At 62.3% G+C, this 12,687-nt stretch carries 11 protein-coding genes; 3 read left to right on the plus strand and 8 right to left on the minus strand.

All coding sequences use genetic code 11. The features are described 5' to 3' along the window. Positions 1-4: 4 nt before the first annotated feature. From purL to purS, 3 genes are read right to left on the minus strand one after another with little or no spacing between them, the layout of a single operon-like run. Positions 5-2,302 carry a phosphoribosylformylglycinamidine synthase subunit PurL gene (gene purL, locus QP994_RS02995; protein WP_284865413.1) on the minus strand — a complete coding sequence of 766 codons (2,298 nt, stop codon included), beginning with the start codon at positions 2,300-2,302 and terminating at the stop codon, positions 5-7. Between the two features lie 5 nt (positions 2,303-2,307). Next, positions 2,308-2,988: a phosphoribosylformylglycinamidine synthase subunit PurQ gene (purQ, locus tag QP994_RS03000; RefSeq protein WP_284865324.1), complete on the minus strand. Its 681-nt coding sequence runs from the start codon at positions 2,986-2,988 to the stop codon at positions 2,308-2,310. Then, complete coding sequence (purS, locus tag QP994_RS03005; RefSeq protein WP_034662264.1) at positions 2,985-3,227, minus strand: phosphoribosylformylglycinamidine synthase subunit PurS; 243 nt, start codon at positions 3,225-3,227, stop codon at positions 2,985-2,987. The genes purQ and purS overlap by 4 nt, the downstream gene beginning before the upstream one ends. 121 nt (positions 3,228-3,348) lie before the next feature. On the opposite strand from purS, the gene QP994_RS03010 reads away from it, so the two are divergent. The 3 genes from QP994_RS03010 to QP994_RS03020 are packed head-to-tail and all read left to right on the plus strand — an operon-like array spanning position 3,349 to position 5,975. Then, positions 3,349-4,407: a metal ABC transporter solute-binding protein, Zn/Mn family gene (locus QP994_RS03010; RefSeq protein ID WP_284865325.1), complete on the plus strand. Its 1,059-nt coding sequence runs from the start codon at positions 3,349-3,351 to the stop codon at positions 4,405-4,407. Between the two features lie 9 nt (positions 4,408-4,416). Further along, positions 4,417-5,112, plus strand: coding sequence for a metal ABC transporter ATP-binding protein (locus QP994_RS03015; protein ID WP_284855135.1), 696 nt, complete (start codon positions 4,417-4,419; stop codon positions 5,110-5,112). Further along, positions 5,109-5,975 (plus strand): metal ABC transporter permease, encoded by an 867-nt coding sequence (locus QP994_RS03020; RefSeq protein WP_284865326.1) that lies wholly within the window; start codon positions 5,109-5,111, stop codon positions 5,973-5,975. Before QP994_RS03015 ends, QP994_RS03020 begins: the two co-directional genes overlap by 4 nt. Here QP994_RS03020 and QP994_RS03025 read toward each other — a convergent pair. The 5 genes from QP994_RS03025 to purB all read right to left on the minus strand — a co-directional run bounded on the left by QP994_RS03025 (position 5,935) and on the right by purB (position 12,675). After that, positions 5,935-6,609 (minus strand): DUF2334 domain-containing protein, encoded by a 675-nt coding sequence (locus QP994_RS03025; RefSeq protein WP_284855137.1) that lies wholly within the window; start codon positions 6,607-6,609, stop codon positions 5,935-5,937. The two genes, QP994_RS03020 and QP994_RS03025, sit on opposite strands and share 41 nt — an antisense overlap. A gap of 66 nt (positions 6,610-6,675) precedes the next feature. Beyond that, positions 6,676-8,103, minus strand: a complete 1,428-nt coding sequence (locus tag QP994_RS03030) for a cation:dicarboxylate symporter family transporter (RefSeq protein WP_284865327.1) — start codon at positions 8,101-8,103, stop codon at positions 6,676-6,678. An 87-nt stretch (positions 8,104-8,190) separates the two neighbouring features. After that, complete coding sequence (locus QP994_RS03035) at positions 8,191-10,308, minus strand: S9 family peptidase (RefSeq protein WP_284865328.1); 2,118 nt, start codon at positions 10,306-10,308, stop codon at positions 8,191-8,193. A gap of 26 nt (positions 10,309-10,334) precedes the next feature. Next, positions 10,335-11,210: a phosphoribosylaminoimidazolesuccinocarboxamide synthase gene (locus tag QP994_RS03040; protein ID WP_284865329.1), complete on the minus strand. Its 876-nt coding sequence runs from the start codon at positions 11,208-11,210 to the stop codon at positions 10,335-10,337. A 22-nt stretch (positions 11,211-11,232) separates the two neighbouring features. Beyond that, positions 11,233-12,675, minus strand: a complete 1,443-nt coding sequence (purB, locus tag QP994_RS03045; protein ID WP_284865330.1) for an adenylosuccinate lyase — start codon at positions 12,673-12,675, stop codon at positions 11,233-11,235. Positions 12,676-12,687: the final 12 nt, after the last annotated feature.

The raw sequence follows: 12,687 nt of genomic DNA on the forward strand, positions 1-12,687 counted from the left end.
CCAGTTAGACCGCGGCGTTCGGCGCGTCTGCGTGAGCGAAGTAGCCCGGCATGGTTGCGGACCATGCTTCGCGCAGCTCAGCGACCCCCACGGACTGGCCCGCAGCCGGGGTGCCGTCAGCGAAGGTGATCGTGCCACTGGTGTTGGTGGAACCAACGATGGCCACCGGGATGCCCAGTTCGGTCGCATCGGCCACGACGCGGTCAACGCGGTCCGGGCTGCACGCCACGAGGACGCGGGACGCGGACTCAGAGAACAGCGCAGTGAATGCATCAGCATCAACGCCGGACAGGTCCAGTTCCGCTCCCTTCTCGGTGTCCTTGATCATCTCGAAGACAGCCTGACCCAGGCCGCCCTCGGACAGGTCGTGGGCAGCGGTGAGGCCCTCGGCCTTGTCGCAGAAGAAATCTGCCAGGCGTGCCTCATTAGCCAGGTCCACCTGTGGAGGCAGACCGGACAGGCCAGCGCCGGAGATCTCCTGCCAGACGGAACCGCCGAACTCATCCTTCGTCTCACCGAGGATTACGAGCATGTCCTTGTCCTCGTTGTTCACCACGCGGTGAGTGACCGAGTTCGCCACATTCTCAATCACGCCGAGAACACCCACCACTGGGGTCGGCAGAATCGGGGTGTCACCGGTCTGGTTGTAGAAGGACACGTTGCCGCCCGACACCGGGATACCCAGCTCACGGGAACCATCCGCCAGACCATGCACGGCCTCACGGAACTGCCACATCACGTCCGGGTTCTCGGGGGAGCCGAAGTTCAGACAGTTGGTCACCGCCACCGGACGAGCACCCGTCACGGCCACGTTGCGGTACGCCTCCGCCAGAGCCAGGCGCGCGCCCATGTTCGGGTCCAGGTAGGTGTAGCGGCCGGATGCGTCGGCGGAGATGGCTACGCCGCGGCCGGTGGATTCGTCGATACGCAAGACGCCGGAGTTTGCGTGGCGAGCTTGCACCGTGTTGCCGCGCACGTAGCGGTCATACTGCTCCGTGATCCAATCGCGCGAGCACAGCGCGGGGGATGCCACGAGTTTCAGCCAGGCCTCACGCAGCTGCTCAGGCTTATCGACGTCTCCCCCTCCCTGCACCTCATCCTGCCACTCCGGCCGCGCCCACGGACGCTCATACACCGGTGCTTCATCCGCAATGGTGGACGGTGGTGCATCAAGCACGACCTCACCGTTGTGGGTGATAACAAGGCGATCGTCCTCGTCCGTAACCTCACCGATCTCAGCGCAGGTGACGTCCCACTTGGCGCAAATCTCCTTTAAGCGCTCCACGTTCTCCGGGGCGACAATCGCGCACATCCGCTCCTGGGACTCGGAGGCAAGGATCTCCGCGGCGGTCATGTTCTCGGCGCGCAGCGGGACGGCGTCGAGGTTGATACGCATGCCACCGTCGCCGGCAGCTGCGAGCTCGGAGGTGGCGCAAGACAGGCCACCGCCACCGAGGTCCTGGATGCCCACAACAACGTCAGCGGCATACAGCTCAAGGCAGCACTCGATGAGAACCTTCTCCGCGAACGGGTCGCCCACCTGCACTGCCGGCAGTTTGCGCTCCTCGCCCTCCTCGAAGGAAGCGGAACCCAGAACGGACACGCCACCAATGCCATCAAGGCCCGTGCGGGAACCAAAGAGAATCACCTTGTTGCCGGTGCCCGATGCGAACGCGAGGTGAAGGTCTTCCACCTTCAACGTGCCCACGCACAGTGCGTTAACAAGTGGGTTGCCGGCATAAGCAGCGTCAAAGACGGTCTCCCCGCCAATATTGGGCAGGCCTAGCGAGTTACCGTAGCCACCAATACCGGCGACAACACCCGGCAGTACGCGCTTGGTGTCTTCGGCGTCCATGTCACCGAAGCGCAGCTGATCCATCACAGCGATCGGGCGTGCACCCATGGCCATGATGTCGCGCACGATGCCACCAATACCGGTAGCGGCACCCTGGTACGGCTCTACGAAGGAGGGGTGGTTGTGGCTTTCCACACGGAAAGTCACCGCGTCACCACCACCGATGTCCACCACACCAGCGTTTTCACCGATACCGGCGAGGATCTTGGAAGCCATCTCTTCCGTCATCGTCTCGCCGAAGTAGCGCAGGTGCACCTTGGAAGACTTATAGGAGCAGTGCTCCGACCACATCACCGAGTACACGGTGAGCTCCGCATCCGTCGGACGGCGGCCCAAGATCTCACGGATGCGGGCGTATTCATCGTCCTTCAAGCCCAGCGCTTCGTACGGCTGCTCCAGTTTCGGAGTGCCCTTCGCCGCCTCGACGGTGTCATTTTTCACGTGCACGTGGATCACGCTCCGATCTTTGAAATGTCGTTGAGCACCGAATGAATCAGACCCAGGCCGTCCTCAGATGGGCCAGTCAACAGATCAATCGCATGCTCCGGGTGCGGCATGAGGCCAACAACACGACGGTTCTCACTCGTCACACCCGCAATGGAGTTCATGGAGCCGTTGAAGTTATCCGTGTAGCGGAACACCACACGCCCCTCAGCCTCCAGCGCATCAATGATGGCCTGGTCCGCCTGGAAGCGACCCTCCCCATGCTTCGCCGGGACAAGGATCTTCTGGCCGGACTCAAACTGGTTCGTCCACGAAGTCTCCGCATTAGCCACTTCCAAATACGTGTCCGTGCAATGGAAGTGCAGGCCCTTGTTCCGGGTCAAAGCACCCGGCAGCAGGCCCGCCTCCGTGAGAATCTGGAAACCGTTGCAGATACCCAGCACGGGCATACCCTTGCCCGCGGCCTCCACAACAGCCTTCATCATCGGGGCCATCGCCGCGATCGCGCCGGAACGCAGGTAGTCACCGTAGGAGAAACCACCGGGAACAATGACAGCGTCCACGCCCGACAGATCCTCGTCTGCGTGCCACAACTCCTTTGGGGTTGCTTCGCCAAGACGAACCGCGCGAACCGCATCCACATCGTCGAGAGTGCCGGGGAAGGTGATTACACCAATGGTCGCGCTCACTGGGCGTCCTCCCGCACGACAACAAAGTCCTCGATCACAGTGTTGGTCAGCAGCGTTTCCGCCAGGTGCTGCAGCTGCTCATCGGTCACGGAGTCCTCTACCTCAAGCTCAAAACGCTTACCTTGGCGGACATCCGTCACCCCGTTCACACCAATGCGCCCCAGCGCACGGTGCACAGCCTGTCCTTGCGGATCCAGAATTTCAGCCTTGGGCATGACATTAACAACGACTCGTGCCATGAGAATCCTTCACAGTCTTGGAGGTCTGAAGACGCGGTTTAGTATATCGGAAGCACCGGACACCCGACCTACAGCCAACAAAAGAGTTGAAAACAGTTTTCATTATTGGTTAAATCGCCCTATGCGAAACACGAAAACTCACCGCACCGCAGCCACACTCGCCGCGCTTGCCCTCGCCGGCGCCGGACTCACTGCCTGCTCCTCCGACTCCACCGACACAAAGCTTGTCGACGCCGCCCCCGCCGCCGACCCCACCCACATCATCGCCACCACCAGCGTGTGGGCCGATGTCGCCTCCGCCGTCACCGGCAAAGAAGTCCCCGCCATCATCTCTGGCCAGTCCATTGACCCGCACACCTACGAAGCTTCTGCAGCCGACCTAGCCAAGATCCGCGAGGCCGGCACCGTAGTAGCCAACGGCGGGCATTACGACGCCAACCTGTACCGCGTCGCTGAACAAGACCGCATCATCCACGCCATCCCGCTCTCCGACGACGAGCACGACCACGAGCACGAGCACGGCCATGCCCATGACGAGCACGACCACGAGCACGATCGTGAACATGCCCACGACGACCATGATCACGACCATGATCACGCCGGCCACGACCACGGCCATGATCACGGCCACAACTTCACCGAGATCCCCACGGACATCAACGACCTCGAGCACATCTGGTTGGCGCCGGGGAAGGTGAAGGAGGTGGCGGATGCCGTCGCTAAGCGAACTGGCGGTGATGCGAGCGAGGTTGACCGCCGCATGGACGCGATCACCGAGAAGCTCAACGCGATGCCGCACGTGCACCTGGCCATGACGGAGCCGATCGCCGCGCCGATGATCTGGGGCACTGAGCTGCACGATCTGACCCCGGAGAAGTACCTGCTGACCACCCTCAATGAGAGCGAGCCGTCTGCGGGTGAGGTCGCGGAATTCCTCGAGCTCATCGACAGCGGGATTCTGGACTTCCTCGTGGTCAACTCCCAGTCCACGAACAACGCCACGCAGCGCTTGAAGGAGGCGGCGGAGAAGAAGAACCTGCCGATCGTCGAGATCAATGAGACCCCGCCGACCGACATGGACTTCCTCGACTACTTCGAGCAGATCGTGGATAACGTGCAGAAGATCGTCGATGAGGCTGACCCGCGCACTGATGCGCAACTGGGCAACTTTGCCGGTTAGAATTTCACCGTGATTCTGCAGTTCAACGACGCCGCTGTTCAGCCGCTCTGGTCCGACCTCGACCTGGCGGTGAACGGCGGCGAAATCGTGTGCGTGCTCGGCCCCAACGGGGTGGGCAAATCGACGTTGCTGCGCACGATTTTGGGCACCCAAGCCCTCACACACGGCACTGTCGCAGTGAATGGTCGCGTGGGCTTCATCCCGCAGCAGTCCATGTTTCCGCAGGACCTGCCGGTGCGCCCGCGTGATTTAGTGTCGCTAGCGCTGGAGCATCGCGTGCTGCGTCGCGGGCCGAAGAAAGGGGACGTGGATAAGGCCCTCGATCGAGTGGGGGCACTCCCCTTCGCAGATCAACGCGTGGGCCTGTTGTCGGGCGGACAGCAGCAGCTCGTGCGCCACGCCCAGGCCCTAGTCAACAACCCCTCTTTATTGCTTGCCGACGAACCCCTCCTCTCCCTCGACATCGCCCGCGAACGCGACACCGTCACCCGCTTCCGCACACTCGCCGATGAAGGTGCCGCGGTGGTGTGCGTGACGCACTCCATCAACCCCTTCTTGGATGCCGTCGACCGCGTGCTCTACCTCGGCCCCCAAGGCCACGTCACTGGGCCAGTGCGCGACGTCATGCGCTCCGACGTACTCAGTGAGCTCTACGGCACCCACGTCGACGTCGTCGAAGCCAACGGACGGATGGTGGTCCTGTGAGCGAGGCAATCGCAACAACGCAATACCTGCTCGGCCTCGACTTCGTGCAGGCAACACTCGTGGCCAGCGCACTGCTGGGCATCCTGTCCGGCGTGATGGCACCTCTTATCGTGTTGCGCCAGATGTCCTTTTCCGTGCACGCCACGTCGGAGCTCGCGCTCATGGGAGCATCCGCTGCACTGCTGTTTGGACTCAACGTGGGATTGGGCGCTGTGGCCGGCGCGATCGTCGCCGCGCTCACCCTTGCCGTCTTAGGTTTCCGGGGACAGCAGGACTCCGCAGTCGGCGTGGTCATGAGCTTCGGCATGGGCCTGTCTGTCCTGTTCATCCACCTCTATCCCGGGAATTCGAACCGGGCGTTGGCGTTGTTGACGGGGCAGATAGTGGGGGTGTCGAGCTCAAGCGTATGGCTTCTGGCGGCGACAACCGTGGCTGTAGTGATCACCGTCGTGGTGCTGTGGCGACCACTAATTTTTGCTTCAGCGGACCCTGTTATGTCGGCTGCAACCGGCGTAAACGTGCGCGGCATGGCCATCGCGTTTGCGGTGCTCGTGGGCATTGCGTCCGCGCAATCCGTGCAGATCGTGGGCGCGCTACTGGTCATGTCGCTCATGATCACACCCGGTGCCGCGGCCGCACAGATCACCGCGAACCCGGCGCGCGCAGTGCTGTGGTCGGTGATCTTCGCCGAAATCTCCGCTGTGGGTGGCATGATCATCTCGCTCGCCCCCGGCATCCCGGTGAGCGTGTTCGTGGCGTTCATCTCCTTCGGCATCTACCTGCTGTGCCGCCTCATCGGGCGGGTGCAGCGCGCACGCAACTTCAGAGGTCTCGGTAGTTCACCGGCTTCAGACCCTCGCTAGCAGCGGCGACAGCGGCAGCGATGAAGTCGGTGCGCACCTTCTTCTTGCCCAGGTTGCGGCCGGAAACGGACAGGCGCACAGTGTTCCCACGTTCCGCATTGCGCACCGCGGCGTTGATAATGTTGCGGCGCCACCAGCCCGCAGCACCGAAACCCTCGCCCACGGAGAGATTGCGCGCCTGCTCAATTTCACCCGTGCGCAGAAAATGAATCCCTTTCGTCGACGCGGCCAGCCTGAAATCAAAATCCTGCAGCGCCACCAGCGTGCCTTCCGACATCCGCCAGCGGGGCGGCGCGAAAGCATCAAGGTCGAAGCCCAACTTCCGCATCTGCCGGGTCGCGCCCTTCAAGCGTAACGACGCCTCATGCACCTCCAACGCCGCAAACTCCGCCCGCCGGCCCTGCACAGCCTGGTCAAAGCCGTTAAGGATGAGGCCGCGTCCGCCCTCCATCTGCTCCTTGAGCCAGCCACGGGTCTTGTCGTCTTTGGCCAGACGCCACGACTTATCGATGTGCGGCGCCACCAACAATGACACCGGAATCCCCTCCCGGTCCAGGGTGGACACGAGCTTCTGGACGTCCTTGCAGGTCTCGTCGAAAATCGAGGAGACGGAAACAAGCAGGTGGCCGGGCATGGCGCTCATTCTACTGCGACGACGAAGCCCCCGCTGGACAAGCAAGCGGGGGCGAGATGTGAGGGCTTAGGACGTCGGTTTCGTGTACTGCGACAGATCCACCTGCGGCGTCGGCTGCAGGTGCGCCGTAGCGGGATTGTCCACTGTTGGGTTGCTCATGTCCACGTCGCTATCACCCTCGATGGCTACGTATGGGTCCTGGCCGGACAGCACGCGCTTGACCTGCTCGTGGTCGACGGTGTGCGTCCAAGTGCCTACGACGAGGGTGGCAATGGAGTTACCAGCAAAGTTGGTCAGGGCGCGCGCCTCAGACATGAAGCGGTCAATACCCACGATGATGCCCACGCCCGACAGCAGGTCCGGACGGAAAGCCTGCAGACCAGCGGCCAAGGTGGCCAGACCTGCGCCGGTGACGCCGGCAGCGCCCTTAGACGCGATGATCATGAAGACCAGGAGGGACACCTGCTCTGTCATGGTCATCGGCATGTTCATGGCGTCCGCGATGAAGATGGAGGCCATAGTCAGATAGATAGCAGTGCCGTCGAGGTTGAAGGAGTAGCCCGTGGGCACGACGATGCCCACCGTGGACTTGTCCACACCCAGGTGTTCCATCTTGCGCATGAGGTTCGGCAGTGCCGACTCCGACGACGAGGTAGCCAGGATGAGCAGGAACTCGCGCCCCAGGTACTTGAACAGGGACCACGGTGACACCTTCGCCACAACCCACAGCACCGTGCCAAGCACACCGAAAACGAAGAGGATACAGGTGGTGTAGAAAGCCACCATGAGCACCAGCATCTGCACCACGGCCTGGATACCGGTTTTGCCCACCACAGCTGCCATCGCACCGAACGCACCGATGGGGGCGAGCCAGAGGATCCAACTCAAGATCTTGAAGATCAGCTTCTGCAAGTGCGCCACAAAGCCGAGGATCGGCTCGCCATGCTTACCCATCGACTGCACCGCGAAGCCCACCAGTAGTCCGACGAACAGCACCTGCAGGATTGACCCCGAAATGAACGCGGAGAAGAACGTATCCGGAACAATGCTTTGGACAAAGCCAACGAGGCCACCGGATTCCGTGGCCTGCTCGGCGTACCTGGCACCGGCAGCAGCATCGCCGTGGAGGCCCAAGCCTTCACCTGGCTTGATCAAGTTACCCACCGCCAGGCCAATGGCCAGCGCGAAGGTGGACATGACGGTGAAATAGATGAGTGCCAGGCCACCGGTTTTACCTACGGTTGCAGCCGAACGCACCGAACCGATGCCCAGAACAATGGTGCAGAAGATCACCGGCCCCACGATCATCTTGATCAACGAGACGAAGGTGTCACCCAGTGGCTTCAGCTGAACAGCGACATCCGGCGCGACCAGGCCGAGGGTAATACCCGCGACCACGGCAATGATGACGCCTATGTAGAGCCAGTGAGTGTTGTCCTTACGCCTTTTCGGTTCCGCAATCTGCGGTCCGCTCGTGGGCGTGACAGTGGGCATCGGGTCCTCCCTTAGAAATGGAATCCTCTAAGGTCATTAATACTCCTGGGTATTGTCGCTTCGTACATCAGGCGGGCCATACGTGACTCATCTCACTGCGCCGGCGGTATGTAGCGTCCACGCGTACTCGAACGCTGTCTGCTTCCACTTGGCGTACCGCCCGGACACGCCGCCATGGCCGGCCGCCATTTCGGTCTTAAGCAGGAACTGGCCACCCGTCGCAGTTGCCCGTAGCTTTGCGATCCACTTCGCCGGCTCCACATACAACACACGCGTATCGTTAATACTGGTCACCGCCAGAATGTTCGGGTAGTTCTTGGCCTCCACGTTCTCGTACGGCGCATAGGTAGCCATGTAGTCGTAGACCTCCGGGTCGTGGTACGGGTCGCCCCATTCCTCCCACTCACCAACAGTTAGTGGCAATTCCGGCTTCAGAATCGACGTCAGTGGGTCCACGAACGGCACGATCGCCTGAATGCCGGCAAATTTCTCCGGCGCCAAGTTCGCCACGGCACCCATGAGCAGGCCACCAGCGGAGCCACCTTCGGCAACGAGCATGGAAGGGGCGGTCACGCCGGCGCTAATCAGCTCATCTGCGCAGGCCACGAAGTCCGTGAACGTGTTCTTCTTCGCCAACATCTTGCCGTTGTCGTACCACAGGCGACCCATCTCGCCACCGCCGCGCACGTGTGCGCAGACCCACACCATGCCACGATCCAACAGCGACAGCCGCGCGACGGAGAAGCCAGGATCGGTCGACGCCTCATAGGAGCCGTAGCCGTAGAGCAGCGTCGGGTTAGGCCGCGTCATGTCCAGGTCCGCGCGCCGCACGACAGACATGGGCACGCGCGTGCCGTCCGCGGCCGTCGCCCACATGCGGGTAGCCACGTAGTCCTCCGGGTTGTAGCCGCCGCGCACTTCTTGTTCCTTGAGCAGCGTGAACTCGCCGGTGTCCACGCGGTAGTTCAGCACCTGCGCGGGCTGCGTAAACGACGTGTAGACCACGCACACAACAGGTGCGTCCCACTCGGGATTGCCGCCCAAAGAGGCGGTGTACAGCTCCTCGTCGAAGTCCAGCTCCCGGAACTCACCGAAGCCGTTGCGTAGATCGGCGACCGCCAGCCGCCCGATGCCACCGCGTCGATAAGCAACGAAGGCGAAATCGCGGTAGGCGTCAACGCCTTCGATGCGCACCTCATCGTTGTGCTGAATCAGCTCGTCCAGCTCGCGCAGCGGCACAAGATTGCCTATGCGCGTCGCGCCCACCCCCGAGTTCACTCCACACGCATTGTGGGTGACAATCCAGTATTCCTCCCCGGCGACAGCGGCGTAGTCGACGTGGTACTCCACGCCCGATTCGCGGTGCCAGAGAACCTCGAATTCACCTTCGGGGGTGGACATGGGCAGGACACGATACTCGGTGGTCAGCGAAGACGAAGACAAGATGAGTAGGTAAGACTCCGAACGATCCGCTGCGATGCCCACACCGAACTTCGCGTCCTCCTCCTCGTACATCAGCACATCGTCGCTGGCTGGGGTGCCGACCTTATGGCGCCAGATCTGGTGCGGGCGCCACGCCTCATCAACACGGATGTAGAACAGGTAGTCCTCCCCCGCCCACGTTGCGCCGTAGAAGATGCCCGGGATGGTGTCAGGCAGCAGCTCGCCGGTCTCCAGGTTCTTTATCTGCAGGTCAAAGCGTTCGTCGCCGGCGGTGTCCGTCGAAAAGGCAAGGAGGCGGCCGGATGTGGTCACGCTGGATGCGCCGACAGCGAAGAAGTCATGCCCCTCCGCTAACTCGTTGAGATCCAAAAGGATCTGCTCCCCTGGCAAGCCCGAACCGTCCTCCGGCAGGGTGGGTGGCAGCCACGGATCTCCACCTGAAGCGACAGGAACGCGGCAACTGATGCCGTAGTTCTTCCCCTCCTCCGTGCGGCCGTAGTACCACCAGTTACCCTGGCGCACGGGCACGGACATGTCCGTCTCCTTCACACGGGACTTGATCTCGGTGTAGATCTGCTCCGTCAGACCATCAAGGTGCGCCGTGCACTGCTTCGTGTATTCATTCTCCGCCTCGAGGTAGGCGAGGGTTTCCCGCGACTCTTTATCGCGCAGCCACTCATAATCATCCACGAAGTCACGGCCATGGAAAGAGCGCGTGATCGGGTGTTTCGGGGCAGAAGGTGGGGTGAGCTTGTCAGTCATGCCCACCGAGTCTAGCCCCCGTGAGATCACACGAACTTGCGGCCCGACAGGCGCTCGTACGCCTCGATGTAGCGGTCGCGCGTGGCCTCCACGACGGAGCCCGGCAGCTCGGGTGGCGGGGTGCCTTCTGCTGGGTCCCAGCCGGATTTCGGTCCGGTCAGCCAGTTGCGCACGTACTGCTTGTCAAAGCTGGGCTGGACCTGCCCCTCCTCATAGGAGTCAGCGGGCCAGTAGCGGGAGGAGTCGGGGGTCAAGACTTCGTCGGCAAGCACGAGCGTGCCGTCTTTGTCCAGGCCGAACTCAAACTTCGTGTCCGCAAGAATGATCCCGCGCGACTCGGTGTACTCCGCGGCACGCGTGTAAATATCCAGGGTGGTCGCGCGAAGTTTCTCCGCGAGCTCGCCCCCAAGATGCTTCACGACGTACTCAAACCGCACATTCTCATCATGATCCCCCTGCTCCGCCTTGGTGGCAGGCGTAAAGATCGGCTCCGGCAGCTTCGAAGCTTCCTTGAGCCCCTCCGGCAGCGCAACGCCGCAGACGGCACCGCCAGCGTCATATTCCTTCTTACCGGAGCCCGTCAGGTAACCGCGGGCAACGCACTCGAAGGGGATCATTTGCAGACGCTTTACGACGATCGCCCGACCCAGCACCTCTTCCGGGATCCTCTCATCATCGAGGGGGCCGGCGAGGTGGTTGGGCACGCCACTGAGAAGCGAAAAGAAGAAATCGCTGGTGTAGGTGAGAATCTTGCCCTTGTCCGGGATCTCCGGCTCGAGCGCAAAATCGAACGCGGAAATCCGGTCGGTGGCCACCATCAAGAGGGTGTCATCGTCGATCTCGTAGATCTCGCGGACCTTGCCCGCGGAGAGATGTTGATAGTCAGAAAGCTCTGGACGCATGCGAGAGATGTTACGCCTTTCGCTACAAGATCTCTCCAGGAGTGTAGGCAACCGCCTCCGGGTACTTCTCGGCCCACGTTTGAATCCGCGCCAGAACGTTGTCTACCTGGGACTCCGCAGCACCTATGAACGCGTGGCGGTCCGCGAGCGCCTCTTCCAACTGCTGCTGGTTGAGCGGCAGGCGATCATCCGCGGCGAGGCGCTCCACGAGGTTCTGCTCCTCACCGTTTTCGCGCATATCCAGTGCCATGGCCACGGCGTGTTCCTTGATCACCTCGTGCGCAGTCTCGCGGCCAACACCGGCACGAACGCTGGCCATGAGGATGCGAGTAGTAGCCAGGAACGGCAGGTAGCGGTCCAACTCACGCGTGATCATGGCCGGGAACGCGCCGAATTCGGCGAGGACGGTAAGGAAGGTCTCCATCATTCCGTCGATGGCAAAGAACGCATCCGGCAGCGCCACGCGGCGCACAACAGAGCAGAACACGTCGCCTTCATTCCACTGCTGGCCAGCAAGGTCACCGACCATGGTGAGGTAGCCACGCAGAATCACCTGGAAGCCACCGACGCGCTCGCAGGAACGCGCATTCATCTTGTGCGGCATAGCGCTGGAGCCGACCTGGCCTTCCTTGAAGCCCTCAGTGACGGTCTCGTTGCCCGCCATGAGGCGGATCGTGGTGGCCAGGCTCGACGGGCCAGCGCCGAGCTGCACGAGCGCGGACACAGCGTCGAAGTCCAGCGAGCGTGGGTAGATCTGTCCCACCGAATCGAAGATGCGCTCAAAGCCGAGGTGCTGTGCAATCGCGAGTTCGAGCTGGTTCAGCTTCGCCTCATCACCGTCGACGAGGTCGAGCATGTCCTGGGCCGTGCCCATCGGACCCTTGATGCCACGCAGCGGGTAGCGGCCCAGCAGGTCTTCGACACGGTCGAGGGCGACCAGCATTTCATCGGCAGCCGAAGCGAAGCGCTTACCCAGAGTGGTGGCCTGGGCCGCCACATTGTGGGAGCGGCCCGCCATGACCAGGGAGCGGTACTCCGCCGCGCGGTTGCCCACCGCGTTGAGCACCGCGAGTGCGCGGCCACGAACAAGCTCGAGCGAACGGTAGATCTGCAGCTGCTCCACGTTCTCCGTCAGGTCACGGCTGGTCATGCCCTTATGGATGTGCTCGTGGCCCGCCAGCGCATTGAACTCTTCGATACGCGCCTTCACATCGTGGCGCGTCACGCGCTCACGGTTCGCGATGGAACCAAGATCCACCTGGTCCACCACGGCCTCGTAGGCTGCGATGGCATCTTCGGGGATGTCCACGCCGAGGTCGCGCTGGGCGCGCATCACGGCGATCCACAGTTGGCGCTCGAGCACGATCTTGTGCTCGGCGCTCCACAGCCGCGCCATCTCCGGCGAGGCGTAGCGGTTGGACAGGACGTTGGCATTATGGGGCTTCGCGTTACTCACGCGGCCCATTATCGCATGAGT

Origin of the sequence: Corynebacterium sp. MSK044 (assembly GCF_030232825.1) — a bacterium.
GTDB lineage: Bacteria > Actinomycetota > Actinomycetes > Mycobacteriales > Mycobacteriaceae > Corynebacterium.